This window comes from Sphaerisporangium flaviroseum, assembly GCF_039537005.1.
Taxonomy (GTDB): Bacteria; Actinomycetota; Actinomycetes; order Streptosporangiales; family Streptosporangiaceae; genus Sphaerisporangium; species Sphaerisporangium flaviroseum.
In genome coordinates this window covers 120673-145170 of sequence record NZ_BAAAZR010000038.1, presented here as the reverse complement: position 1 = coordinate 145170, position 24498 = coordinate 120673, and the positions used below count along the sequence as shown (strand labels likewise).

Genomic DNA, 24498 nt, shown 5'->3' with positions numbered 1-24498 from the left:
GGCACTCGACGCGTCCCCGACGCTCGGGCTGACGTGTGACCTGCAACGGACCTTGACCGGGAGCCCCGGGCGGTCCGTCACGGGAGCGGACGGTCGCTGAGCCGGCAGCCGCGTGGCCGCTCGGGGCGTTCGCTGGTCCAGCCCGCCCCAGGTGCCCATGCCTGATAGTTCATGACCGTCCCCTTGGCGAGCCCCTCCGTGCTCTCGGCCGCGATCGCGACGTTTGCCGCCAAGACGGTGCCGGTGTGTGGGTCGAGGATGGTGGTGTACCGCAGCGCCACCTCGTCATCGGTACCGAACACGGCGGTGAAGCCCTCGCTCTTGATGAAGGTGACCTCGATTCCCGGACGTCCCAGAGGGTCGGTGATCGAGCCGCGCACCTTGGTCGTCGGCAGTCCGGCGAGGAGACGCAGAGCGGCTGCCCTGACCGAGGGCTTGACCGGGAGCTCCAGAAGGCGGGAGGAGGTGGCGAGGAATTCTTCGAAGCTGTCCTTGGGCGGGCTGTCCCTTCGGGTCTTCCAAAAGGTTCGCAGTTTCTCCCGGAGTTGTTCGGCGTCGCCGGGCAGCGCCGCGAGGTCGGCCAGCGTGAGTTCACCCAACCGTGAATCACCGAGCACGCCGCCAGGCTCGACCGCGCGCGTGTAAACGCACTGAGAGGGCTTGGAGCGCAGCAGCCGGACCTTCGCGCAGTCGCCTGCGCGGGTGCCCGGCATGCACACGCGCTGGACCGTACCCGGAAGACCCGCCGCCCGCCACGCACGCTCATCGGCCTCGGTGGCGGGACGGACGAGCTGCTCCCACTGCTCCACCTGAACGGGGTCGCCGGGGTCGCGCGGTTGCCAGAGGTCGGCTCGTGACGATGACAGGACGTTGAACGTTTCGCCGCCCGCCCGGACCCTGATCAGCCCATTATTGAGCAGCGACCTGCGCCAGTAGTCGCCGCGCTCGTCCGGCAGTTTCGCGATCTGGTCCGCCAGCCGGAGCAGGGCATCGTTGCCGTCTGCGGGCACGAGCACCGGTGCGGGAACAGCGGTCACGTTCGACACCAGTGTGACGACGGCCATGACGACGGCGATCGTTGTTGCGGCCGCCCCCAGGGCCCATCCCCAGGCGAGGCCACGCCGATTCGCTCTACCTCGCCGTACCGGCTTGCGCTGGGCGCCGGCAAGCCGGAGGCGGGCCTTCTCAACCACCTCCGCCGAGGGCGGCGGAGCGTCAGGCAGTGCTCTCGCCAGGAGGCTCAGCTCATCCATGGTTCTCCTCCAAAGGGTTGACGTCGCCGAGTGCCTTGCGGAGCTGCTTGCGGGCGCGGTTGAGCCGGGATGCGACCGTCCCCGCCGGGATCCCCAGGGCCGCGGCGACCTCGGCGTGGCTGAGGTCGCCCAGCACGCTCAGCAGCACGACGTCGCGGTCCCCACGATTAAGCCCGGCCAGCGCCCCCGCCAGCTTGCCGGTCAGCTGGCCCGCGACCACGCGGGCCAGGGCTGCGTCCTCGGGACTGTGCTCGGGACTGTGCTCGGCGCGCTCAGCCGTCCGGCTGAGCGCCTTCCATCTACGGATCTCGGTACGGCGGTGCCGTGCGATGAGGTGGGTGGCGATGCCGTACAGCCACGGACGCACCCCGCCGCGCGAGGCGTCATAGCCACCCCGATAGGCCGCCACGAACACCTCGGCGGCCAGGTCGTCAGCAACGTCGTCGGACAACCGCCTGACGATGTAGCGGTGGATCTCGGAGAAGTGCGCATTGAAGATCTGCTCGAAGTCCACCCGTAGATCGGGTGGGTCGGCCAGGTCAGGTGGAACGGCCATGCAGATGTCTCCGCTGGGTCAAGTGAACGATGGTCGCCCTTTCTTGCCCGAAGCGCCTTGATGCTTTCACCATCGTCCTGACCACAGCCTTCGCCCACCTGGGCCTGGGCATCCCCGACGCCGTCACTACCGAGGCCCGGCCAAGCTGCGTTGCAGGTCACAGGCTGACGGACCATGCGATCCGCCGACGCGGGGACGTGTGGCACGTTCAAGGCGGAGATCGGCACCCTCAGAAGGCGCGCTCAGAAGGCGAGAATCGGCGTGATCAGAAGAGCGTGTCGGTGCGCTCGATGCCGCGGAGGGTGTCGTAGTCGAGGGTGACGCACCCGATGCCGCGATCGGTGGCGAGCACCCGGGCCTGGGGCTTGATCTCCTGGGCGGCGAAGATGCCCTTGACCGGGGCGAGCAGGGTGTCGCGGTTGAGCAGCTCCAGGTAGCGGGTGAGCTGCTCGACCCCGTCGATGTCGCCCCGTCGCTTGATCTCGACGGCGACGGTGCCGCCGAGATGGTCGCGGCAGAGGATGTCGACCGGGCCGATCGCCGTGGGGTACTCCCTGCGGATCATGGTCCAGCCGTCACCCAGAGTCTGGATGTGCTCGGCCAGCAGCTCCTGCAGGTGGGCCTCGACGCCGTCCTTCTGCAGCCCGGGATCGACTCCCAGCTCGTGGGAGGAGTCGTGCAGGATCTCCTCCATCGTCAGGATCAGCTTCTCACCGGTCTTGCCGTGGGTGACGGTCCAGGTGCCCTCGTCCTCCCGCACCTTGCACGGAGGGTTCATCCAGTTGAGCGGCTTGAACGCCCGGTCGTCGGCGTGGATGGAGACCGAGCCGTCCGCCTTGATCAGGATCAGACGGGGCGCCATGGGGAGATGTGCCGTGAGCCGTCCCACGTAATCCACGCTGCATCGCGCGATGACCAGCCGCATGACCGTCAACCCTACCCCCCGCCCCGGGCGCGGCGGGCGCCGTTCGCCGGGGACGGCCGGGCGTTCCCCGCCGCCGGCGGCGGGGGCGTTTGGAGGTGGCGGGCGCATCTCTGGGAGACTTGCCGGCAACAGGACAGGGAGGGCAGGATGCCACGCGCGTTCGAAACCGTCGGAGTGGTCGGGCTCGGCACCATGGGGGCCGGGATCGCCGAGGTGTTCGCCCGCGCCGGCCTGGGCGTGATCGGGGTCGAGGTCGACGCCGATGCGCTGGAACGCGGCCGGGGCCACATCCGGAGGTCCACCGAAAGGGCGGTGAGCCGGGGCAGGCTGACCGAGGCCGAGCGTGACGAGATCTTCGGCCGGGTCCGCTTCACCGGTTCGCTGGACGACCTGCGCGACGCCGATCTCGTCATCGAGGCGATCCCGGAGGTCATGGACTTCAAGCGGGCCCTTTTCGCCGACCTCGACCGCATCTGCAAGCCCGCCGCCGTCCTCGCGACGAACTCCTCGTCCCTGTCGGTCACCGCCATCGCGGCCGCGACCTCCCGGCCTGGCCGGGTCATCGGCATGCACTTCTTCAACCCCGCCCCGGTGATGAAGCTGGTCGAGGTCGTGCACACCGTGGTCACCGAAGCCGGGCCGGCGGACGACGTCGCGGCGCTCGCGCGGCGCCTCGGCAAGTCGCCGGTGACCGTGGGCGACCGGGCCGGGTTCGTGGTCAACCGGCTGCTGCTCGGCTACCTCAACCACGCCGCGACCCTGCTGGAGCGTGGCGTGGCCTCGATGGGCGACATCGACACCGCGATGCGGCTCGGCGCCGGCCTGCCGATGGGCCCGTTCACCCTGCTCGACCTGATCGGCCTGGACACCGCTTACGAGGTGTGCGAGGTGCTCTTCCAGGAGAGCCGCGATCGCGTGCACGCGCCGGCCCCGATCCTGCGGGAGCTCGTCGCCGGCGGGCTCCTCGGCCGAAAGAGCGGGCGGGGCTTCCACGACTACGAGGACACGCAGGTGCGCGCCGACACCGGGCCGTCCGGCAAGCGCGGCTTGGCGACGGTCTGCCTCGTGGGCGAGGGCGTCGACGAGCTGTCGGCCAAGCTCACCGCCGCCGGGTTCAAGACCGGCGGGCCGGACGACGCCGACGTGGTGATCGCGCTCTCCGGGGCTCCGGTCGTCGAGCACGCCGCGGGGCTGGCCGATCCCGAGCGCCTGGTCGGGCTGCACCTGGCGGGCGGCGACGTCGCCGAGGTGGTCTCGACGGTGCTCACCTCGCCGGCCGTGGCGTCGGCCGTGGCCGATCTGGTCAGGGTGCTGGGGCTGACCCCGGTGCGGTCGGCGGACCGCGCGGGGTTCATCGTCGACGCGCTGCTGTATCCCTTCCTCAACGACGCCGTGCGCATGTACGACTCGGGATACGCCTCCATGGAGGACATCGACACCGCGATGCGGCTCGGGTGCGGGTATCCCGCCGGGCCGTTCGAGACGCTGGACACCATCGGGCTCACGACCGTGCGTGACGGACTTCGGGCCCTCTACGCCGAGTACCGCGAACCGTCCTTCGCGCCGGCTCCGCTGCTCGATCGCCTGGTGACCGCCGGTGTGACGAGCATCAGGACCCGGTGACGGAAGAACGCCAAAGACATCTACGTTTGTGCCGGTATGAGCCCCCGTCGCGCCCGCCGTATGGACCCTCCTGGCAAGGGTCGGCGTGGCGATCCCGTACGTCCTCTGGACGGCGTTCTGCGCGGGATGGAACGGGTAGAGGACTGGCCCGACGGCGAGTGGAAGGTGCGCATGGTCTCCGGCGCGGGCACGGACAAGCTTTATCGCTGCCCCGGCTGTGAGCACGAGATCCGCCCGGGCCTGCCGCACATCGTGAGCTGGCCGAACTGGACCGGCGGCGAGGAAGAGCGCCGCCACTGGCACACCGCCTGCTGGCGCAAGCGAGCCGACCGCGGCCCCGGCCGTTCCCGCTACTGAACCGCTTACGAGACCGCTGTACGAGACCGCGTACGAGAACCGCTGTACGAGACCGCTTACGAGAACCGCTGTACGACCCCTGCCGAACCGCTTACGAGACCGCTACCAGAGGAGCCCTCATTGGAGATTCGCTCGTCGACGGTTCTGCCCGCCACGCGGGAGGACATCGAGCTGCACACGGCCGACGGGCTCACGCTGGTGGGCGAGCTGGCGCTGCCGCCGGACGGGCGACCGGTGGCCACGCTGGTCTGCCTGCACCCGCTCCCCACGGCCGAGGGCATGATGGACAGCCACGTGCTGCGCAAGGCGGCCAACCGGTTGCCCGCGCTCGCCGGGATCGCGGTGCTGCGCTTCAACACCCGGGGCACCTCCTCCGACCGGGGGAAGTCCGAGGGCGCCTTCGACGGCGGTGAGGGGGAGCGGTTCGACGTGGCCGCGGCGCTGGAATACGCCGAGTTCCACGACCTGCCGAATCCCTGGCTGCTCGGCTGGTCGTTCGGCACCGAGCTTGCCCTGAAGTGGGGGCACGACCCGGCGGTCAAGGGCGCGATCCTCCTGTCGCCGCCTCTCAAGCGGGCCACCGACGCCGACCTGGACGCCTGGGCGGAGTTCGGGCGGCCGCTGGTCGCGCTGGTCCCCGAGTTCGACGACTACCTGAGGCCGGAGGAGGCGCGGCGGCGTTTCGCCAGGGTGCCGCAGGCCGAGGTGGTGGGCGTCGACAACGCCAAGCACCTGTGGGTCGGCGAGCCCTACGTCCGCATCGTGCTCGACGAGATCGTGAAGCACGTCAACCCGGACGCGCATCCCCTGCCCACCGAGGTGTGACACCGCATGGGCCATCCCCATAGAATCTTGTTCGGTTCTAGCGAGGAGGCTGCCGTGCAGGCATTCGATCTTTCGGGGCGCAACGCGCTCGTCACCGGCGCGTCGCGAGGCATCGGGCGGGCGATCGCCCTCGCCTACGCCGAGGCGGGTGCGGACGTGGCGCTGGTCGCGCGATCGCCGGAGACGCTGGCCGGCGTGGTCAAGGAGATCGAGGCCCTCGGACGCCGGGCGTACGCCATCCCCTGCGACGTCATGGACAGGGAAGCGGCCGGCGCGGCCGCGCTGCGGGCCATCGAGGACCTGGGCCACCTCGACATCGTCGTGAACAACGCCGGTGGCTCCAACTTCATCGTGCCCTTCAAGGACCTGCGGCTGTCCGGCTGGGACAAGCTCATGAAGCTCAACCTCGACTCCGCCATGGCGGTGTGCCATGCGGTGGCGCCGCACCTGCTGGAGCGCGGGTCGGGTTCGGTGATCAACGTGGCTTCCGTGGCGGCCCAGGGCGCGCCCTTCATGGCGCCGTACGCGGCGGCCAAGGCCGGCCTGGTCGCGCTCACCAAGTCCCTGGCCCTCGAATGGGCCGGCAGCGGTGTCCGCGTCAACGCCCTGTGCCCGGGCTGGACCGCGACCGACCTCAACCGCAACCTCTGGGAGGACGAGGGCTCCAGCCGGGCCACCGTCGCCTCGGTGCCCATGGGCCGCTGGGGGACGCCCGAGGAGATGGCCCACCCCGCCGTGTTCCTCGCCGGCGAGGCCTCCGCCTACATGACCGGGCAGGTGCTGTTCATCGACGGAGGCGTCACCGCCACCTGATCGGCGCCGCCTAGAGCCGGGCCTGGCGCGGCAGGACGACCTCGCGGACGATGAGCGCCACCGCGGCGGCCACCGGGATGGCGAGCAGCGCGCCCACGGCGCCGAGGAGCGCGCCGCCGAACAGCGCGGCGATGACCGACACCGCGGGAGCGACGTCCACCGAACGGCTCATGACGCGCGGATAGATCACGTAGTTCTCGACCTGCTGGTAGATGACGAAGAAGATGATGCAGGCGACGCCGAGCGTGCCCGACTGCAGGAACCCGACGGCGGTCACCAGCACCGCGCCCACGGTCGCGCCCACCAGCGGGATCAGGTCGGTGACCGCCACGACCAGGGCGAGCGCCAACGCGTACTTCGCCCCGGCGATCGTCAGGAACAGCCAGGACAGGCCGCCCGCGATGACCGAGATGAGCACGTTGCCCGCGACGTACCCGCCGATTCCGGTGAGGATCTCGTCGCCGATGGCCCGCGTACGGGGGCGGCGGGAGGCGGGAACCAGCAGGAGCATGTACTCCTTGATCACCGGGAGCGATCCGAGGAAGTAGAGCGTCAGCACCAGCAGGGTGAATCCGGAGAAGAACGCGTCGAGCACGACGGCCCCCGCGCCGAGGATCCCGCCCGCCACGGTGGCGCCGAGGCCGCCGCTGGTGATGTAGGCCTGGACGTTGGCCAGAAGCTGGTAGTCGGCGTCGAGCTGCTTGATCGTCGGATTCGACAGCAGTGCCTCGACGTAGCCGGGCACGGCGCTGACGAAGTCCGAGGTCTCCTGGCTGACCGGCGGGACGATCGCCAGGCCGAACAGCGCGAACATGGCTATCACGCCGAGGAAGACGATGGATATCGCCCAGCGCCGGTTCATTCCCCGTCTCTGGAGCGCTTCCACGACCGGGTTGAGCCCGACGGCGAGGAACGCGGACACCACGATCAGCACGATGACGCTGCGGGAACTGACCAGCGCCTGGGCCAGGCCCCACGCCGTCAGCACGCCGAGCGCCGCCGTGAGCCCCCACAGGAACGGCCCTCTGGCCAGTGGCTTTCCCGGCATCCCGTACGGCATCGAGGAGTCGTCGCCGGTGACCTTGGCGTGGGAACCGGACCGTGACGTGGCCGTGCGGTTCGGATAGGGCACGCCGGCCGTGGCGGGCAGGATGTCGGTCACGTCCGCCGCGCCGGCGGAGGCGTCACGCCGGGCTCCCGTACTCCCGTGGACATCGGCCACGGGTACCGCATCCGGGGCGGGATTGGGCACGTCTGCTCCTCGCATCAGGGGGTGAGGTGGTGGAGTGATGGCGGCGGGGGAGGCGTCCCCTACGCGGGCCATGGCATCGATGCGGGCGGAAAGGGTGGGAACAACAGAGGAGAGCCTAGCGACCATGGTGATCGCCAGGCTCTCCGGTAGCCGTCCCTAACGCCCCTGATGTGGTGAGGTGCCTACTCCTGCCACCACTCGGACTCGTCGTCGGCCGGTGCGGCGGCGCGCTGCGGAGCCGGTGCGGGGCTCGGCTTCTCGCTCGCCACCGGGGTGGCCGCGAGCGCCGGCTTCGGCGGCGCGGCGGCGACCGCGGGAGCATCGTCCATGCCCGGCAGGGCGGCGCCACCGAGCAGCTGACGGAGCTGCGCGAGGTGGCTGGTGATGCTGTCGCGCTGGCGGGTCAGCTCGTCGACCTGGCGCTGGGCGATCGTCCTGTTGCGCTCGGCCTCGGACTTGGCATCCGAGACGATCGAGTCGGCGCTGGACTTGGCCTCGGCCACCAGCTGGTCGGCGTTCTTGCGGGCGTTCGCGAGCAGCTGCTTGGCGTGGGTGTCGGCCTCGCGGCGGGTCTGCTCGGCCTGCTGGGTCGCCTTGCTCGCGCGCTGCTCGGCGGTGGCGGCGCGCTGCTCGGCCTCGGCCACCAGCTGCTGCGTGGAGGCCTGGGCGGTGGCGTGACGCTCGGACTCCTGGCGCTCGGCCTCCTCGCGGCGGGCGGCGAGCTGGATCTCGAACTCGGCCTCGTCCTGGGCGCGCTTGGCCTCGGACTCCTCCAGGACGCGCTGAGCCTGGGCGCGCATCTCGTCGGCCTGGCGCTTGGCGGTGGTGAGCACCTCGTCGCGCTCGCGCTTGGTGGAGGCGCGGAGCTGGGCCACCTCGCGCTCGGTGGTGGTGCGCAGCTTGGCGATCTCGCGCTCGGCGTCCGCGCGCTTCTCGGCGACCTCGTGGTCGGCCGTGGCGCGGAGCTTGGAGACCTCGCGGTCGGTGGTGGAGGTCAGCTCGTCGGCCTCGCGCTTGGCGGTCGAGCGGATCTCCTCGGCGTCCCGCTCGGCCATGGTGCGCATCTCGTCGGTCTCGCGAGTGGCCAGGGCCCGCTTCTCGGCGGCCTCGTTCTCAGCGGCGGCCCGGACGTCCGCCGCGTCGACCTTGGCCGCGGCCTTGATCTCGTTCGCCTCGGACCTCGCGGCCTGGACCAGCTCGGTGGCCTGTTCCTCCGCGAGACGCAGCAACTGCTCAATGCGGGCGCCGAGACCGGAGTAGGTCGGACGCTCCTGCTCCTGCAGCTGGCGCTGGGAGTCGGAAAGCTCGCGCTGCAAAGCCGAGAGCTGCTCACGGGTCTGACGCAGGTCGGTGTCGAGCTGCTTCAAGTGGTCGTGAACCTGGTGCCGGTCGTAGCCACGGAGAACCACGTCGAATTCCCGCGTGGGGGCGTCTTCAAAGAAATTGTTCAGCTGGGCGTCGATGTCGGACTGCATGAGGCTCGATCCTGGGTTGTCGAGACGGCTACACGGGCCGGACGGGGGGCGGACATCCGAGGCGGGGACCCGCTTCCAATGGTCGCGCTCGCTCGGGCACTCGCTGACAGGAGCGCGCTGCCGCTCGCTCCTGGATCCTTGTGCTCGGCTCGCCCGTCCATGGCGGGATCCACGTCCGGATGGTAGGCCAGCGTACTCCGGTGTTGCCGAATTGGAGGTCCCGTCTAGCTTTCTGCGTGACTTGTTACGAATAAGCCATTGTTGAGTTTCGTCTGCTTGGCCGGGCGCTAGGGCGACTGGACCAGCTCCGTCAAGACTCCTCCCACGTCTTTCGGGTGAAGAAACGCGATTGAGCTACCCATTGCTCCGTGGCGGGGCTGTTTGTCGATCAATCGCACGCCCGTGTCGCCGATCACCTGGAGTGCCTGGGTGACGTCGGTCACGCCGTAGGCGACATGGTGGAGGCCCTCACCTCGCTTGGCGAGGAACTTCCCCACCGGAGTGTCGGGATGCAAAGGCTCCAGCAGCTGGATGTACGAGCCGCCTCCCTCGCCGTCCGCCACGTGCAGCATGGCTTCTTTCACCCCCTGCTCCTCGTTCACCTCCCTGCTGACAACGGTTACGCCGAAGGTCGACTCGTAGAACGCGATCTTCTCCTCGAGATTCTCGCAGGCTATGCCCACATGGTCGATTCTCAACAGCATTGCGTGTCTCCTTCCCTGCGCGCGTCGCCCCGGTGGGCGAACACCCCCATGTCTCAAGGAGACCTCTCTGAGGGCCGCGTGCGTCGTCGTAGGTATGGTGGCAAAGTCGCCCAAGACCCCATCATGGAGGCCCTGGTGTCCAGTTCTCCCGCCACCCCGTCCGGCATGTCGCGCTCCGTCATCGTCGCCGGTGCCCGCACGCCCATCGGCAAGTTGCTCGGTGCCCTGTCCGATCTGTCCGCAGTCGAGCTGGGCGGCCTCGCCATCAAGGCGGCGCTGGAACGCTCCGGCGTCGCGCCGGAGCAGGTCGAGTACGTCATCATGGGGCAGGTGCTGCAGGCGGGCGCGGGCCAGATCCCCTCGCGGCAGGCCGCCGTGAACGCGGGCATTCCCATGAGCGTCCCCTCGCTCACCATCAACAAGGTCTGCCTGTCGGGCCTGGACGCCATCGCCCTGGCCGACCAGCTCATCCGCGCCGGCGAGTTCGACATCGTGGTCGCGGGCGGCATGGAGTCGATGACCAACGCCCCCCACCTGCTCCCGGGGCTGCGCAAGGGCGTGAAGTACGGCGGAGCGGACGTCCTGGACTCGATGGCGTTCGACGGGCTGACCGACGTGTTCGACCAGGTCTCGATGGGCGCGTCGACCGAGCGGCACAACACCCGCCTGGGGCTGGAGCGGGAGGAGCAGGACGCCTTCTCCGCCCGCTCCCACCGGCTCGCCGCCACCGCGGCCAAGGACGGCACGTTCGACGACGAGATCGTCCCGGTGTCGCTTCCCCAGCGCAAGGGCGACCCCATCGTGTTCTCCACCGACGAGGGCGTCCGCGGCGACACCACCGTGGAGACGCTGGGCAGGCTGCGGCCGGCCTTCGCCAAGGACGGCACGATCACGGCGGGGTCGGCGTCGCAGATCTCCGACGGGGCGTGCGCGGTCGTGGTGATGTCCAGGGCCAAGGCCGAGGAGCTGGGCCTGACCTGGCTGGCCGAGATCGGCGCCCACGGCAACGTGGCCGGTCCGGACAACTCCCTGCAGTCCCAGCCCGCCAACGCCATCTTCCAGGCCCTCCGCAAGCAGGGTCTCGGCGTGGACGACCTCGACCTGGTCGAGATCAACGAGGCCTTCGCGGCGGTCGTGCTCCAGTCGACCAAGGAGCTCGGGGTGTCGCCGGAGAAGGTGAACGTCAACGGCGGCGGCATCGCCCTCGGCCATCCGATCGGCGCCTCGGGCGCGCGGATCGTCCTGACCCTCGCCCACGAGCTCCGCCGCCGGGGCGGCGGCACCGGCGCGGCCGGCCTCTGCGGTGGCGGCGGCCAGGGCGACGCCCTGATCATCACCGTGCCGTCCTCCTAGGCTCCCGGGAGCCGCCCGCCGGTCGCGGGTCTGGGACGAGTCCGCGGTGGTCGCCGCGCTACGCCGCTCGCCGGGCGCCGGGGATCGCGGCCAGTAGTTCGCGCGTGTACTCGTCTTTCGGGTGCTCGAAGATCTCACGCGGAGTGCCGGTCTCCACGATCCTGCCGCTCCGCATCACGTGCACGCGATGCGAGATCATGCGCACGACCGCGAGGTCGTGGCTGATGAACAGGTAGCTGAGGCCGAGCTCTCGCTGGAGCTCGGCGAGCAGTTCGAGGATCTGCGCCTGCACGAGCACGTCGAGCGCGGAAACGGCCTCGTCGAGCACGACGAGATCGGGCGAGAGCGCGAGCGCCCGTGCGATCGCGACGCGCTGGCGCTGCCCGCCGGAGAGCTCGTGCGGGAGCCGTTCGGCCATCGACGAGCGGAGCGAGACCTGGTCGAGCAGGCGGGCCACGGCCTGCCTCCGGCTCGCCGTGGTGCCGACGCGGTGCACGCGCAGCGGTTCCATGATCGACTGCTCGACGGTGTAACGAGGGTCGAGCGAGGCGTAGGGGTTCTGGAAGACGGGCTGGACCCGGCGGCGGAACGCGAACAGCTCGCGCCGCCGCAGCGAGGTGAGGTCGGTGCCGTCGAAGAGGATCCGGCCTGAGGTGATTTCGTCGAGGCCGAGCAGCAGGTTCGCGGTCGTCGACTTGCCCGATCCCGACTCGCCCACGATGGAGACGGTGTGACCGCGCGGGATGCCGAAACCGACCCCGTCGACCGCCGCGAACCGGGACGCGACGCCCGTGCCCGCAGCGCGGATCGTGAACACCCTGCGCAGATCCTCGATCACGACGAGGTCCCCGGCCGAGGCGGGCGCCCGGGGCTCGGCCCGGTCCTGTGTGGTGAAGACGGATTCGGCCGGGTCAGGTGTGGCTGAGGCGGATTCGGCCGGGTCGGTTGTGGCCGAGGTGGGTTCGGCCGGGTGGTGTGCGGGGGCGGCGGGTGCCGTCACCATGCTCGTGGAGGACAGGCTGGGCACGGCCCTGAGCAGGCGCCGGGTGTACTCGTGCCGCGGATCGGCGAGGATCTCGGAGGCGGCGCCCGCCTCGACGATCTCACCGCGGTACATGACGACGACGGTGTCCGCCCGTTCGGCGGCCAGAGCCAGGTCGTGCGTGATGAGGAACACCGCCGTGCCCATGTCCGTGGTGAGCGTCTCGAGCTGGTCGAGGACGCGCCGCTGCACGGTGACGTCGAGCGCGGAGGTGGGCTCGTCGGCGATGAGGAGCTTCGGCCGGCAGGCCAGGCCCATGGCGATGAGCGCGCGCTGGCGCATGCCGCCCGAGAACTCGTGCGGGTACTGGCCGGCTCGCCGTACCGGGTCCGGGATGCCCACCATCTCCAGCAACTCGACCACGCGTGGGCGCGCGGCCCTGCCGGTGGCGCGTCCGTGGACTTCGAGGGCCTCGGCGATCTGGTCACCGATGCGCATGAGGGGGTTGAGGTTCGACATCGGGTCCTGGGGCACGAATCCGATTGCCGCGCCGCGGATCGCGGTCATCTCCCGCTCGCTCGCATGGGCGAGGTCGCGTCCCTCGAAGAGCACCTCGCCGCCGATGACGCGGCCGTTCTCCGGCAGGAGCCGGTTGACCGCGGCGGCCGTGGTCGACTTCCCGGAGCCCGACTCGCCGACGACCGCGACGGTCTGGCCCGGAAGGATCTCCATGGAGACGTTCTTCACGACCGTGACGTCCTGGCCGCCGGTGCGGAACGCGACCGACAGGTTACGGATCTCCAGCAGTGGGGTGGGGGTCGTCATGGTCACCTCGGTCGTTGCGTGAACAGGATGGCTGGGGCGCCGGCGCGCGTATGGTCGCAGGACGGGTCCGGCCGTGGTCGCGCGCGGGTCATGCGGTTCTCGCCCCGATCTCCGCCGCGGTGGCCGTCAGCAGCTCGTGCCAGAGCGTCTCGCCGGGGACGGGCGTTCCCTCGACCAGCAGGCGATTGCTTGCCAGGGCCAGGGCGACACCGCGGTCCGGTACGAAGCCGACGGCGCATCCGACATGGCCGGGGTGGCCGAGCACGGTCAGGGTCTCGCCGGCGAGCGGCAGCCGGTACCTGCGGAAACCGAGCGCCTGCCCCTCGTCCGGGCCCGGTGCGAAGAACTCGCGCGCGACCTGCGGGCGTACGAGGGTGTCGTGCTCGCGGTAGCTGGAGAGCGCGCTTGCGAAGCGCAGCAGATCGGGAACCGTCGAGAAGAGCCCGGCGTGGCCGGAGGTTCCGCCGAAGGCGTGGTAGGCGTTGCCATCGGCGACCTGCGCGTGCACGGGCCCGTGGCGCCAGCGGGCGAAGTCGCCGCTGCGATAGGGCACGGGATACGGCCGCCCGGTGTCGAGCATGGCGATCTCGATCCGGTCGTCACGTGCCCCGGTCGCCACCGGTTCGCCCGCCGGTGCGGCGTACCGGGTCGCGCCGAGGCCGAGTGGCCCGGTCACCAGAGCGGTCACCGCCTGTTCGAGGCCGAGGCCGGTGACGGAGGCGATGACGCGCCCGAGCAGGATGAAACCGAGGTCGGAGTAGTGGCGCTCCTCACGCGGGGGGTAGCGCAGGGGCAGCTCCTCGGCGAGACGGTGGGCCGCCTCCGGGCCGTCGGCCGGGATGTAGAGCGGGTGCCACTCCCACAGCCCTCCACGGTGCAGGAGCAGGTCGCGTACCGTGACGCTCTCCCGGCCGCCGCCGCGGAAGCCGGGAAGGTAGCGGTTCACCGCCGAGTCGAGGTCGACGATCCTGTCGGAGACGAGGCGCATGAGCGCCGTCGTGGTGGCGACGACCTTGGTGACCGAGGCCACATCGTGGTGGGTGCCGATCGTCAGGGGTTCCCCGGCCTCGCGCACGCCGTTCTCCCAGCGGACGGTGCGGTGCCCCGCGCACGCGGCGATGTCGAACCACGGCGTCCGCGCGGCCAGGGCGACGCCCGCGGGAGGTCGCATGCCAGGCGAGGTGGCGGGCCCTTGGGGGACGGCCGAGACCAGGCGTTCCGCGGTCGAGGCGAGAACGTTCACCCGCGACGCTCCTCTGCGCCCCGCGCCGGGTGCGGGCCGGTCAGGGTGAGCGCGCGAGGCGCCTCGGTCGCCGGGACGGGAAGGACGAGCGGCCCGGCTCCGGGCGTGAGCGTGCCGAGGACGCGGGCGGCCCTGGCGCCCGTGCCCGCGGGCACGGTTCCTGGCAGGCCGTGCAGGCTGTACCAGCCGATGAGGGCGAAGGCGATCGCCTCCTTGTCGTCGGCGGGAGCGCCGTACTCGTCGGAGAGCGCGATGGTCACGCCCGGCAGGACGCGACGCAGCCCCTCCATCAGTACAGGGTTGCGGCACCCCCCACCGGAGACGACGAGCAGGTCCACGCCACTTGCCGTCACGTCCCTCCCGACCGTGCGTACGGTGAGTTCGGTGAGGGTCGCCACGAGGTCGGCCGCGCGCGGGCGGCTGCCGGCCCTGGCCATCGCGTCCTCGACGTAGGCCAGGTGGAAGAGCTCCTTGCCCGTGCTCTTGGGGGCGGGCCGGCGGTAGTAGGGGTCGGCGAGCAGAACCTCCAGGAGGCGCTCGTCTACCGTTCCCGAGGCGGCGATCCGCCCGTCCTCGTCGAATCCGCGCTCGCTGAGCCCGTCGCTCACCACGACGGCGTCGACCAGCGCGTTCGCCGGCCCGATGTCGTGGGCGACGAGGTCGTCCACGCCGCGCACCACCGTCATGTTCGCGATGCCGCCCAGGTTGAGCGCGGCGGCGGCGCCGTTGTGGCCGGCGAGGAGCAGGGCGTCCAGCAGGGAGACCAGGGGAGCGCCGTGGCCACCGGCCGTGATGTCGCGAACGCGCACGTCGGAAAGCACGGGCGCGCCCGTGCGCTCGGCGATCCAGGCGGGCTGGCCGATCTGCAGGGTGCCGCGGGCGTGCGCGCCGTCGACCCAGTGGAACACCGTCTGGCCGTGCGAGACAATCAGGTCGACCGCGCCGGCCCGTGCGATCGCCTCGGCGGCGGCCTCGGCGAAGCTCTGGCCGATGAGGGTGTCGAGCTCGCACACCTCGGCCAGGGTCGTCGCCGCCGGGGGGAGCGCCGCGATCAGGCGAGCGCGGAGGCCGGCCGGGTAGGGCGTGCTCGCCGTGTACTGGACCGCCCCGCTGAGCGTGCCATCGGTGCGGTCGAAGTCGACCAGGGCCGCGTCGATGCCGTCGTGCGAGGTGCCGGAGATCATTCCGAGGATTCTCATGCCTGCTCTCCAAGCGCGACGCGGAGCCGGCCGCTGCTCTCGATGAGGCGCGCCATGGCCTCCTGCGGGGTCAGGCCGAGGCGGAAGGCCACGATCGCCTGTTTCACGTTGTAGTCGTTCCTGTCGAGGGCGGTGATCGCCTCGTTGCGCCTTGCGCCGGTGACCGTGCGCATGATGCGGATGGCCCGCTCGCGCAGCTTCTCGTTGGTGGCCTTCACATCGACCATCAGGTTGCCGTACGTCTTGCCGAGCTGCACCATCACGATCGTCGAGAACATGTTGAGCACGAGCTTCTGCGCGGTCCCGGCCTTGAGCCGGGTGGAGCCGCTCACGACCTCGGGACCCACGATCACCTCGATCGCGTGCTCGGCCGCCTCGCTGAGAGGGCTCCCGGCGTTGCACGACAGCCCCACGGTCAACGCGCCCCGCTCCCGCGCCCGCCGGATCGCCGACAGGACGAAGGGGGTCCGCCCGCTTGAGGTGATGCCCACCACGGTGTCGAGCGATCCGACGGCGGCGGCCTCGATCGCCGCGATCGCGGCGTCCGTGTCGTCCTCGGCCCCCTCGGAGGGGGAGACGATCGCGTTCGGGCCCCCCGCGATGATCCCGAAGACCTGCTCCGGCGGGGTGCCGTAGGTGGGAGGGCACTCGGAGGCGTCGAGCACTCCGAGGCGTCCGGGGGTTCCCGCTCCGACGTAGATGAGGCGTCCACCGGCCTTCATGCGTTCCGCCGCCGTCTCTATCGCGCTCGTGATCTGGGGGAGCGCCCGGGCGACCGCGCCGGGCACCGTGGTGTCGGCCTCGTTCATCGCCGCGGCGAGCTCGGTGACCGTCATCTTGTCGATTTCGGCGTACCGGGGGTCGGTGGTCTCGGTCGTGAGGCCGCCGAGCTCGGCGAATTCGGAGAAGTTGACGCTCAACGCTTTCCTCGGTTTCTCGGATCGAGAGTGTCGCGCAGCCCGTCGCCGAGGAGGTTGAGCCCGACGACGAGCAGCACGACGACGACTCCGGGCGCGATCATCGTCCACGGGGCGATGGAGACCAGGATGCGGGCCTCGAAGATCATCGACCCGAGTGAGGGGGAGGGGGGAGGGGTGCCCAGTCCGAGGAAGCTCAGTGACGCCTCGGTGAGAACCGCCCAGGACAGGGACAGGGCCACCTGGATGATGACGATCGAGGTGATGTTCGGCAGCACGTGCCGCATCATGATCATCACCCGGCTCTGGCCGGTGCTCCTGGCCGCCTTCACGTATTCGATCTCCCGAAGCGAGAGAACGGGACCGCGGGTGACGCGGATGAAGATGGGCACGTAGACGACCGCGATCGCGACGGCGACCGTGAACCGGTTCCGGTCGAACACCGACGCGAGGGACAAGGCCAGCAGCAGCGGCGGGAAGGCGAACAGCACGTTCGTCACCCCGCCGATGACGCCGTCGGCGAAGCCGCGGTAGAAGCCGGCGACGAGCCCGCCCATGGTGCCGATGACCGCGGAGAAGGCCACGGCGATCACCGAGATCATCGCCGAGCTTGCGACGCCCGCCGCGACGCGGGAGAAGATGTCGCGGCCGAACTGGTCGGTGCCGAGGAGGTGCTCGGACGAGGGAGGCACCAGACGCGCGGGGGGGTTCTGGGCGATCGGATCGTAGGGCAGCAGATCGAGGAACGACGACAGCGAGACGATCGCCAGCACCCCGAGGATGATGAGTCCGGTGAGGCCGCTCGGGCTCCTGAACAGGCCACGGAGACGGTGGGCGCTCCTGCGCGTGCCCGGCGGGATCTGTGCCGTCTGCGGGAAATCGGTCATGAGGCCCGCACCCGGGGGTCGATGACGCGGTAGAGGACGTCGGTCAGGAGGTTGACGATGACGAACGTCAGCGCGATGACCAGAACCGTGCTCTGAACGACCGCGTACTCCTTCTGCTGGATGCCGAGCAGTACCTGACGCCCGATGCCGGGGACCGAGAAGATCTGCTCGACGACGACCGCGCCGCCCAGCAGGTAGCCGAACTGCAGGCCGGTCATCGTGACGATCGGGACCAGCGCGTTGCCGAGGACGTGCTTGGTCTGGAGGCGCCGTGGCGGCACGCCCTTGGCGCGCGCGGTGCGGACGAAGTCGTCCGAACGCACCTCGAGAACGGCGGCCCGCGTGGTGCGCAGGATGGGCGCCGCGATGCCGAATCCGAGCACGAGCGCGGGCATGAGCATCTGCTGCAGGTTGAGCACCGGATCCCCGGTGAGGGTGGCGTAGCCCTGGCCGTTGGGGTTGAAGCCGAACGAGGACGCGAAGACCGAGAGCAGGGTCGTCGCGAGCAGGAAGGCCGGGACCGAGAGGCCGGCGAGGCTCACGAACTGGCCGAAGACGTCCCTGGGGGATTCGGGCCTGGACGCCGCGAGCATGCCGAGCGGGATGCCGATCAGCAGGGCCAGGATGATCGAGAGCACGGCCAGCTCGATGGTGACCGGCAGGGAGTGCAGGGTGAGGTCCAGCACGCTCTGCTGGGCACGCGCGGAGTAGCCGAGGTTACCGGTGAAGAGGTTGCCCAGCCAGGAGAAGAACTGCGTGAACAGCGACTGGTCGAGACCGTAGTAGCGCTGGAGTGCCTCCTGCTGGGCGGGGGAGAGCGCCGCGGCCTCCGTGCCGAGTCCTGCCGTGATCTGGTCGCCGGGGATCGCGCGGAGCATGATGAACACGAAGACCGCCACGCCGAAAAGCGTGCCGATCATGCTCACCAGGCGCCGCGCGATGCGGTTGTGAATGACTGTCTGCAACATATGCCCGGATCCTCGCCCCTGGTGGGGTGCCACGGAGGCGGCACCCCACGAGGAAGGCGGTCAGTTGACGGCCGTGGTGCGCAGGTACTGGAGCGACCCGTTCGCCATCGGGATGAAGCCCTGTACCTGGGAGGTGGTCGCGGTGTAGGTGTAGCTCGTGAACAGCCAGATCCATGGCGCGTTGTTCTCGAGCTCCGCGGACACCTTGTCGTAGATCGCCTTGCGCTCGTTCTGGTCGGTCGTCGCCTTGCCGGCGGCGAAGAGCTTGTCGAGCTCCGGCGAGCTGTAGCCGGTGACCTTGTTGAGGTTGCCGGTGCTGGTGAAGTAGCGGCTGTACATGCCGTCGGGGTCGGGGCGTCCGCCGTTGAGCGCAACGGCCGCGTCGAAGTCGCCGGCGACCCAGCGGTCGACGTACGCGCCGGACTCCAGCACCTCGAGGTCAAGGTTGATCTTGGCCTCCGCCAGCTGGGCCTTGAGGTTCTGTGCCTCGTTGACCGACGTCGAGTACGAGCCCTGGGAGACGATCGTCTTGATCGTCACTCCGGAGCCCTTGCCGGCCTTGCCGAGGTACTCGGCGGCCTTGCCGAGGTCGCGCGTGGGGCACGGGCGCTGGTCGGGGTTCGACTTGAAGGCCGGCGCCGTGATCGGCCCGGTCACCGTGCCCTCGCCGAGGGCGGCGGTGTCGAGCACCTGCTTGCGGTCGATCGCGCACTGGACGGCGAGGCGCACGTTGAGATCGCCGAGGTCGCCGCGACGCCCGTTGAGCTGGAGAGCGTGGTAGCTGAGCTGCGGTGTCTTGGCGACCGTGAGCCGCGCCGCTTCGGCGGTCCTGGCCACGAGCGGGTCGTCGAAGACGGCGAGCTGCACGTTGCCGGACTGCATGGCGGAGACGATCGAGGACTCGTCGGGGATCACGCGGAACTCGATGCCGTCCAGTTTCGGCCTGTCGTCGCCCCAGTACTTGTCGTTCCTGGCCAGGGTCAGCGACTGGCTCGGGACCCGGTTCTTCAGCACGAACGGCCCGGTCCCGTCGGGGACCGTGTTCAGCGAGGCCTCGGTGTCGTCGGAGGAGAGGATCGCCATGTTGACCACGGCGAGGTTCGACGGCAGGGCGGCATCCGGCGCGCTGAGGTGCAGCACCACGGTCTTGGGGTCGGGGGCGTCGACCGATGTGACCGAGGCCAGCGAGGCGCTCGCCACGGCGGCGGTGGCCTCGTCCTTGATCTTGTCCAGCGAGAACTTGACGTCCTTGGAGTCGAAGGCGCTTCCGTCGCTGAACGTGACGCCGTCGCGGAGCGTGAAGGTGAGCGTGCGGCCGTCCTTCGAGGTCTTCCACGACGTGGCGAGCCCCGGCACGGTGTTGAGGTCCTTGTCGAACTCGGTGAGGGTGCCGTAGATGTTCTGCAGCACGTTCACCGCCTGGAACTGGGTGGCCTTCCAGGGGAAGAGCGTGTCCGGGTCGGAGGTGACGCCCACGACGAGGGCGCCGCCGGTCCCGCCCGCGGCGCTGGGCTTGGGGGCCTGCGTGGCGGGCGAGGAGCAGCCGGTGAGCGTGGCGGACGCCGCTGTGGCGACCCCGACCGCCAGGAGCACGCCGCGGGCCGAACGTGATCTGTGCCACATATGGTCTCCTCAGTGACATTGCTGCGCTGCCGGCGCGCGGAGCTGCGGCGCGAGGTCGCCCCGCAGCATCCGCGGTCCAAGTAGGGCATAAAAGTACATTGATCGGCCGAGTTTGTGTAATTTAATTCCGGGGCGACCGTGAACGCTCGGAGCGAGGGGTGCGAGATGGGTGGCGTCGGGCCCGGTCTGCCGGATTCCGGGGTGGTACTGGTGCGGATTCGGGCGGCCTTACCGGGGCTGCGACCGTCGGAGAAGCGTCTCGCGGAGGCCTTCCTCGACAACCCGGCGGAGGCGGCCAACCTGTCGATCGCCGAACTGGCCTCCCGCTGCGGCACCTCGACCACCTCGGTTGTGCGCTTCTACCAGCGCATGGGCTACGCGCACTACAAGGACTTCCGGATCGACCTGACGCGGGAGGTGACGCGGGAGGAGCTCACCACGTCCAACCTCCCCGAGATGTCCGGCGACATCGACCGCGACGACACGCTGGACGAGATCGTGGCCAAGGTGGCGATGAACGAGACGCTCTCCATCGCCGACACCGCGCGCACGCTCGACACCGAAGCGCTCGGCCGTGCCGTGGCGCTCGTGCTCTCCGCCCGCCGCCTCGACAGTTTCGGGGTCGGCGCGAGCTCCTTCGTCGGGCTCGACCTGCAGCAGAAGCTCACCCGGATCGGCCGGACGGCCATCAACTGGCGTGACCCGCACTCGGCCTGGACCTCCGCGGCCACCCTCGACGACGCCTGTGTCGCCATCGCGATCTCGCACACCGGCGCGACCGTCGACACCGTCGAGTTCCTCGCGATCGCCCGCAAGGCCGGCGCCGCGACGATCGCCATCACCAACTTCCGCGAGTCACCGCTCGCGGCCACAGCGGACGTCGTGCTGACCACGGCGGCGCGGGAGACCCGATTCCGCTCCGGGGCGCTGGGGAGCCGCATCGCCCAGCTCATGGTCGTCGACTGCCTGTTCACGGGCGTCGCCCAGGCCTCCTACGACAAGTCGATGGAGTCCTTGCGCAGCACGTACACGATCGTGCACGACCGCAATGCCCAAAGGCGCGTCTGATGGGTCCCCTCGCCGCCGAGTGCCCCATGCCCGGACTCGCCTGGCCGGCTACGGCTTCCTGGTGGCGTAGGCCGTGGCGGAGACCGTGACCTCGCAGGATCCGCTGCACGTCCCGGCCTTCCGGCTCGCCGCCGGGCCGTGCCTAGCATGGAAGCGTGCGCGCCGATCCGGTGAGGTTGTTCCTCTGCGGTGACGTCATGCTCGGCCGGGGAGTCGACCAGATCCTTCCGCACCCCGGGGATCCGACGCTGCGAGAGGCATGCGTCCGGGACGCCCGCGACTACGTCAGGCTCGCGGAGCAGGCGAACGGTCCGATCCCTCGCCCGGCCGGCTTCCGCTGGCCGTGGGGCGATGCCCTGCGGACGCTGGGGGAGGCCGCGCCCGATGTCCGGGTCGTGAACCTGGAGACCAGCGTCACGCGGAGCGACGACTTCGCACCGGACAAGGCCGTGCACTACCGGATGAATCCAGCCAACCTCCCCTGCTTGGCCGCCGCCCGGCCGGACGTCTGCGTGCTGGCGAACAACCATGTGCTCGACTTCGGCCACCGGGGTCTGGAGGAGACGCTCGACGCCCTGGCCCTTGCGGATCTACGGGCGGCCGGAGCGGGGCGGGAGGCAGGCGAGGCGCGGCGGCCGGTGGCCGTCACCGTTGACGGCGGCGGCCGGGTCCTCGTGTTCTCCTGCGGAACGGCCTCCAGCGGCATCCCGCCGGAATGGGCCGCAGGTCCCGATCGGGCCGGCGTCGACTTCGTACCGGAGCTGTCGGACGCCTGTGCCACCGACCTCGCCCACCGGGTACGGGAGGCCAAGCAGCCTGGCGACCTCGCCGTCGTCTCCATCCATTGGGGTTCCAACTGGGGGTACCACGTTCCCGGGAACCAGACGCGCTTCGCCCACCGGCTGGTCGACGGCGGGGCCGACGTCGTGCACGGGCACTCCTCGCACCACCCGCGGCCCGCCGAGGTCTACCGCGACAAGCTCATCCTGTACGGGTGCGGCGACCTCATCGACGACTACGAGGGCATCACCGGCTACGAGGCCTACCGGGACGATCTGCGGCTGCTGTACCTGGTGTCGCTGGAGCCGGGGACCGGAAAGCTGGTCGCCCTGACGATGGCGCCCATGCGGGCTCGCCAGATGCGACTCGCCCACGCCTCGCGCGAGGACTCCGAGTGGCTCCGGGCGGTTCTCGACAGGGTCGGCCGTGACTTCGGCACCCGGGTCGCCTGCGCGCCGGACGGCACGCTCGCCCTCGGGCTCGTGTAGCCCACGCCCGCTTCCGCTGATCACTTGCTCTTGCGGGGTTCCGCCGCGATGACCAGGACGGCTCCAAGGATGGCCAGGATCAGGTTCGCGTATAGCTCGTAGCCGGTCAGGAAGTCCAGGCGGCTGACGATCACGCGGTGGAAGAGGTTGAGGAACGCGCCCATGAAGGGCTGGACGGCCAGATGGTCGATGGCTCCGCTCACGCCCTGGAGGACCATCACGACCCCGAGCAGCTGAAGTATGTTGCGCATGGGGCGAACGCTAGAAGCCCGCCGCCATGGCGGGGATCGGCCATCGGGATCTCCCGCCTCGACCGGCGTAGCCACTCTGGCGCGCCATGGCCGCCCAAAGTACCGGCCGCCGCGACTTCGGTATCGGCCGCCGCGACTTCGGTATCGCCCGCCGGTCGCGGCGGGACGGATCGCTCCCGTGGAACGTAGGCTCCCAGCAGAATGAACGGATCTCCACCTCCATCCGCCCCCCGGAGCGTCCGTCGCGACTGGCTGGTGGACATCGGCCTGTTCCTGTTCGCGGCGGGTTTCGGGGTGCTGACGGCCATGGGGCGCCTCGACGCCCACCTGCCGCCCGAGTGGCTCTTCAACCTCGACCAGGCCACCGGCGCGCTGGGCTGCGCCGCGCTGTGGCTGCGCCGCCGCCGGCCGGTCGAGCTCGCCATAGCACTGGTCATCCTGGCGGCGTTCTCCGAGATGGTCGCCGGCGCGATGCTGGTGGCGCTGTTCACGGTCGCGGTGCACCGGCCCCCACGGACCTCGATGACCGTGTTCGCGGGAAGCCTGCTCACCGCGGTCGTGTACGTCGTGGTGCGTCCCGAGCCCGGTACGCCTCCCCTCATGCTGCTGATGCTGGGCGTCGCCTTCCAGGGCGCCGCGGTGGGCTGGGGACTGGTCATCCACCACCGGCGGCGGCTCGTGCTGTCGCAGCGTGACCGCGAGGCCCGTGCCGAGACCGAGGCGCGCCTGCGCGCGGAGCGGGCACAGCACCAGGCCCGCGAAGCGATCGCCAGGGAGATGCACGACGTGCTCGGCCACCGGCTGTCGTTGCTGAGCGTGCACGCCGGCGCGCTGGAGTACCGTCCTGACGCCCCGGCCGAGGACATCGTCCGCGCGGCCAAGGTCATCCGGGAGAGCGCCCATCAGGCGTTGCAGGACCTGCGTGAGGTCATCGGCGTCCTGCGCGCTCCGATCGGCGAGATGCCGCAACCCACCTTGGCGGACGTCCAGCAACTCGTCGAGGAGTCGAGCCTGGCCGGGATGCGGGTGGATCTTCGTGAGGACCTCACCGGGGCCGTCCCCGACCAGGTGGGCCGCACCGCCTACCGGATCGTGCAGGAGGCCCTGACCAACGCGCGCAAGCACGCCCTGGGAGCCGAGGTGCGCGTACGCCTGGCGGGGGCGCCGGGCCAGGGCCTTGCCGTGGAGGTGTACAACGCCGCTCCGGCGGACACGGCGGTGCCGATGCCCGTGCCCGGCGGGCGTCCCGGTCAGGGCCTGATCGGTCTGAGCGAACGTGTCGCGCTGGCCGACGGGCGCCTGGAGTACGGACCCGCCACGGCGGGTGATTGGCGGCTGTCGGCCTGGCTACCGTGGCCATCATGACGACATCCGAGCCGAGTCCGATCGGCGTGCTCATCGTCGATGACGATCCCCTGGTGCGCGCCGGGCTGACGATGATGCTGGGCGGCGCGGGCGACATCCGCGTGGTCGCCGAGGCGCGGGACGGCACCGAAGTGGCGTCCCTGGTCGACCGGCACGCCCCCGGGGTGGTCCTGATGGACATCCGCATGCCCGTCATGGACGGGCTGTCCGCCACCGAAGCCCTGCGCGCCCGTCCGGGTGCGCCGGAAGTCATCGTGCTGACCACCTTCGACGCCGACGACCACGTCCTGTGCGCCCTGCGTGCCGGGGCCGCCGGGTTCCTGCTCAAGGACACTCCGCCGCACGAGATCGTGGCCGCGGTACGTCAGGTGGCCCAGGGCCACCCGGTGCTGTCGCCGGCCGTGATCCGGCGCCTGATCACCCGCGTCGCCGACTCCGGCCACGACCGGCGTCGCGCGCGGGCCAGGGAACGCCTGGTACACCTGAACGACCGTGAACGCCAGGTGGCCGTCGCGGTCGGCCAGGGCAGGTCGAACGCCGAGATCGCGGCCGTGCTCCACCTGGGGTTGCCAACGGTCAAGACCCACGTCTCCAGCATTCTCACCAAGCTGGACCTCAACAACCGCGTCCAGATCGCGCTGCTGGCACACGACGCGGGGCTCGCGGACGAGGAGTGAGGGTTTCAGGACGAGACCCCGCCCGGTGCGTGACGTTCCTGCGTCGGCACCGCGCGGGCACCTGCGGCGACCGGCCACGCCCGGGCGTC

General features: G+C 70.4%; 23 protein-coding genes. 9 read left to right on the top strand and 14 right to left on the bottom strand.

All coding sequences use genetic code 11. From position 1 onward, the window contains the following. Window positions 1–77: 77 nt before the first annotated feature. The 3 genes from ABD810_RS32720 to nucS all read right to left on the bottom strand — a co-directional run bounded on the left by ABD810_RS32720 (window position 78) and on the right by nucS (window position 2734). Window positions 78–1253, bottom strand: coding sequence for a CU044_5270 family protein (locus tag ABD810_RS32720; protein WP_344949684.1), 1176 nt, complete (start codon window positions 1251–1253; stop codon window positions 78–80). Continuing rightward, the gene (locus ABD810_RS32715; RefSeq protein ID WP_344949681.1) at window positions 1246–1809 is read right to left on the bottom strand and encodes an RNA polymerase sigma factor; all 564 of its coding nucleotides are present in this window, start codon (window positions 1807–1809) and stop codon (window positions 1246–1248) included. The genes ABD810_RS32720 and ABD810_RS32715 overlap by 8 nt, the downstream gene beginning before the upstream one ends. A 265-nt stretch (window positions 1810–2074) precedes the next feature. Then, window positions 2075–2734: an endonuclease NucS gene (gene nucS, locus ABD810_RS32710; protein WP_344949678.1), complete on the bottom strand. Its 660-nt coding sequence runs from the start codon at window positions 2732–2734 to the stop codon at window positions 2075–2077. Window positions 2735–2881: 147 nt separating this feature from the next. Between nucS and ABD810_RS32705 the strand changes: the two genes are divergently transcribed. The 4 genes from ABD810_RS32705 to ABD810_RS32690 all read left to right on the top strand — a co-directional run bounded on the left by ABD810_RS32705 (window position 2882) and on the right by ABD810_RS32690 (window position 6352). Further along, the gene (locus tag ABD810_RS32705; protein ID WP_344949676.1) at window positions 2882–4357 is read left to right on the top strand and encodes a 3-hydroxyacyl-CoA dehydrogenase family protein; all 1476 of its coding nucleotides are present in this window, start codon (window positions 2882–2884) and stop codon (window positions 4355–4357) included. A 126-nt stretch (window positions 4358–4483) separates the two neighbouring features. Beyond that, entirely contained in the window at window positions 4484–4714 is a 231-nt protein-coding gene (locus tag ABD810_RS32700; RefSeq protein WP_344949674.1) for an ATP/GTP-binding protein, read from the top strand. Between the two features lie 120 nt (window positions 4715–4834). Beyond that, entirely contained in the window at window positions 4835–5539 is a 705-nt protein-coding gene (locus ABD810_RS32695) for an alpha/beta hydrolase (protein ID WP_344949672.1), read from the top strand. Window positions 5540–5593: 54 nt separating this feature from the next. Further along, on the top strand, window positions 5594–6352 hold the full coding sequence (locus tag ABD810_RS32690) for an SDR family NAD(P)-dependent oxidoreductase (protein WP_344949669.1): 759 nt from the start codon (window positions 5594–5596) through the stop codon (window positions 6350–6352). Window positions 6353–6362: 10 nt separating this feature from the next. On the opposite strand, the gene ABD810_RS32685 is transcribed toward ABD810_RS32690, so the two are convergent. The 3 genes from ABD810_RS32685 to mce all read right to left on the bottom strand — a co-directional run bounded on the left by ABD810_RS32685 (window position 6363) and on the right by mce (window position 9783). Continuing rightward, window positions 6363–7604: an AI-2E family transporter gene (locus ABD810_RS32685; RefSeq protein WP_344949666.1), complete on the bottom strand. Its 1242-nt coding sequence runs from the start codon at window positions 7602–7604 to the stop codon at window positions 6363–6365. Window positions 7605–7786: 182 nt separating this feature from the next. Beyond that, window positions 7787–9079 carry a DivIVA domain-containing protein gene (locus ABD810_RS32680; RefSeq protein ID WP_344949664.1) on the bottom strand — a complete coding sequence of 431 codons (1293 nt, stop codon included), beginning with the start codon at window positions 9077–9079 and terminating at the stop codon, window positions 7787–7789. Between the two features lie 287 nt (window positions 9080–9366). Further along, on the bottom strand, window positions 9367–9783 hold the full coding sequence (mce, locus tag ABD810_RS32675; protein WP_344949661.1) for a methylmalonyl-CoA epimerase: 417 nt from the start codon (window positions 9781–9783) through the stop codon (window positions 9367–9369). Between the two features lie 165 nt (window positions 9784–9948). Between mce and ABD810_RS32670 the strand changes: the two genes are divergently transcribed. After that, the gene (locus ABD810_RS32670; protein ID WP_344950104.1) at window positions 9949–11136 is read left to right on the top strand and encodes an acetyl-CoA C-acetyltransferase; all 1188 of its coding nucleotides are present in this window, start codon (window positions 9949–9951) and stop codon (window positions 11134–11136) included. Between the two features lie 58 nt (window positions 11137–11194). On the opposite strand, the gene ABD810_RS32665 is transcribed toward ABD810_RS32670, so the two are convergent. The 7 genes from ABD810_RS32665 to ABD810_RS32635 form a co-directional block, all read right to left on the bottom strand. After that, a complete protein-coding gene (locus ABD810_RS32665) occupies window positions 11195–12943 on the bottom strand; it encodes an ABC transporter ATP-binding protein (protein WP_344949658.1) in 1749 nt (582 codons plus the stop codon). Window positions 12944–13031: 88 nt separating this feature from the next. Beyond that, complete coding sequence (locus ABD810_RS32660; RefSeq protein ID WP_344949656.1) at window positions 13032–14186, bottom strand: serine hydrolase domain-containing protein; 1155 nt, start codon at window positions 14184–14186, stop codon at window positions 13032–13034. Beyond that, the gene (locus tag ABD810_RS32655) at window positions 14183–15385 is read right to left on the bottom strand and encodes an anhydro-N-acetylmuramic acid kinase (protein ID WP_344949653.1); all 1203 of its coding nucleotides are present in this window, start codon (window positions 15383–15385) and stop codon (window positions 14183–14185) included. Before ABD810_RS32655 ends, ABD810_RS32660 begins: the two co-directional genes overlap by 4 nt. Continuing rightward, window positions 15382–16305 (bottom strand): N-acetylmuramic acid 6-phosphate etherase, encoded by a 924-nt coding sequence (gene murQ / locus ABD810_RS32650; protein WP_344949650.1) that lies wholly within the window; start codon window positions 16303–16305, stop codon window positions 15382–15384. Before murQ ends, ABD810_RS32655 begins: the two co-directional genes overlap by 4 nt. Further along, window positions 16302–17189 (bottom strand): ABC transporter permease, encoded by an 888-nt coding sequence (locus tag ABD810_RS32645; protein WP_344949647.1) that lies wholly within the window; start codon window positions 17187–17189, stop codon window positions 16302–16304. The genes murQ and ABD810_RS32645 overlap by 4 nt, the downstream gene beginning before the upstream one ends. Next, window positions 17186–18157, bottom strand: a complete 972-nt coding sequence (locus tag ABD810_RS32640) for an ABC transporter permease (protein WP_344949644.1) — start codon at window positions 18155–18157, stop codon at window positions 17186–17188. Before ABD810_RS32640 ends, ABD810_RS32645 begins: the two co-directional genes overlap by 4 nt. Before the next feature lie 60 nt (window positions 18158–18217). Further along, a complete protein-coding gene (locus tag ABD810_RS32635; RefSeq protein ID WP_344949641.1) occupies window positions 18218–19780 on the bottom strand; it encodes an ABC transporter substrate-binding protein in 1563 nt (520 codons plus the stop codon). Between the two features lie 210 nt (window positions 19781–19990). Between ABD810_RS32635 and ABD810_RS32630 the strand changes: the two genes are divergently transcribed. Together ABD810_RS32630 and ABD810_RS32625 are read left to right on the top strand one after the other, a co-directional pair. Then, on the top strand, window positions 19991–20848 hold the full coding sequence (locus tag ABD810_RS32630; protein WP_344949638.1) for a MurR/RpiR family transcriptional regulator: 858 nt from the start codon (window positions 19991–19993) through the stop codon (window positions 20846–20848). 155 nt (window positions 20849–21003) lie between these two features. Beyond that, complete coding sequence (locus ABD810_RS32625; RefSeq protein WP_344949635.1) at window positions 21004–22116, top strand: CapA family protein; 1113 nt, start codon at window positions 21004–21006, stop codon at window positions 22114–22116. Between the two features lie 20 nt (window positions 22117–22136). On the opposite strand, the gene ABD810_RS32620 is transcribed toward ABD810_RS32625, so the two are convergent. Next, entirely contained in the window at window positions 22137–22367 is a 231-nt protein-coding gene (locus tag ABD810_RS32620) for a hypothetical protein (protein ID WP_344949632.1), read from the bottom strand. 201 nt (window positions 22368–22568) lie between these two features. Here ABD810_RS32620 and ABD810_RS32615 point away from each other — a divergent pair, with 201 nt between their 5' ends. Both ABD810_RS32615 and ABD810_RS32610 read left to right on the top strand, forming a co-directional pair. Continuing rightward, window positions 22569–23732, top strand: a complete 1164-nt coding sequence (locus ABD810_RS32615; protein ID WP_344949629.1) for a sensor histidine kinase — start codon at window positions 22569–22571, stop codon at window positions 23730–23732. Further along, window positions 23729–24409, top strand: a complete 681-nt coding sequence (locus tag ABD810_RS32610) for a response regulator (RefSeq protein ID WP_344949626.1) — start codon at window positions 23729–23731, stop codon at window positions 24407–24409. The genes ABD810_RS32615 and ABD810_RS32610 overlap by 4 nt, the downstream gene beginning before the upstream one ends. The last annotated feature ends 89 nt before the right edge of the window (window positions 24410–24498 follow it).

Bases quoted from the DNA above. Each gene is read 5' to 3' on its own strand.
- mce (WP_344949661.1), bottom strand. From the start codon at position 9,783: ATGCTGTTGAGAATCGACCATGTGGGCATAGCCTGCGAGAATCTCGAG.
- ABD810_RS32615 (WP_344949629.1), top strand. From the start codon at position 22,569: ATGAACGGATCTCCACCTCCATCCGCCCCCCGGAGCGTCCGTCGCGAC.
- ABD810_RS32665 (WP_344949658.1), bottom strand. From the start codon at position 12,943: ATGACGACCCCCACCCCACTGCTGGAGATCCGTAACCTGTCGGTCGCG.
- ABD810_RS32640 (WP_344949644.1), bottom strand. From the start codon at position 18,157: ATGTTGCAGACAGTCATTCACAACCGCATCGCGCGGCGCCTGGTGAGC.
- ABD810_RS32680 (WP_344949664.1), bottom strand. From the start codon at position 9,079: ATGCAGTCCGACATCGACGCCCAGCTGAACAATTTCTTTGAAGACGCC.
- ABD810_RS32645 (WP_344949647.1), bottom strand. From the start codon at position 17,189: ATGACCGATTTCCCGCAGACGGCACAGATCCCGCCGGGCACGCGCAGG.
- ABD810_RS32705 (WP_344949676.1), top strand. From the start codon at position 2,882: ATGCCACGCGCGTTCGAAACCGTCGGAGTGGTCGGGCTCGGCACCATG.
- ABD810_RS32635 (WP_344949641.1), bottom strand. From the start codon at position 19,780: ATGTGGCACAGATCACGTTCGGCCCGCGGCGTGCTCCTGGCGGTCGGG.
- nucS (WP_344949678.1), bottom strand. From the start codon at position 2,734: ATGCGGCTGGTCATCGCGCGATGCAGCGTGGATTACGTGGGACGGCTC.
- ABD810_RS32670 (WP_344950104.1), top strand. From the start codon at position 9,949: ATGTCGCGCTCCGTCATCGTCGCCGGTGCCCGCACGCCCATCGGCAAG.
- ABD810_RS32655 (WP_344949653.1), bottom strand. From the start codon at position 15,385: ATGAGAATCCTCGGAATGATCTCCGGCACCTCGCACGACGGCATCGAC.
- ABD810_RS32720 (WP_344949684.1), bottom strand. From the start codon at position 1,253: ATGGATGAGCTGAGCCTCCTGGCGAGAGCACTGCCTGACGCTCCGCCG.
- ABD810_RS32620 (WP_344949632.1), bottom strand. From the start codon at position 22,367: ATGCGCAACATACTTCAGCTGCTCGGGGTCGTGATGGTCCTCCAGGGC.
- ABD810_RS32715 (WP_344949681.1), bottom strand. From the start codon at position 1,809: ATGGCCGTTCCACCTGACCTGGCCGACCCACCCGATCTACGGGTGGAC.
- ABD810_RS32610 (WP_344949626.1), top strand. From the start codon at position 23,729: ATGACGACATCCGAGCCGAGTCCGATCGGCGTGCTCATCGTCGATGAC.
- ABD810_RS32700 (WP_344949674.1), top strand. From the start codon at position 4,484: ATGGAACGGGTAGAGGACTGGCCCGACGGCGAGTGGAAGGTGCGCATG.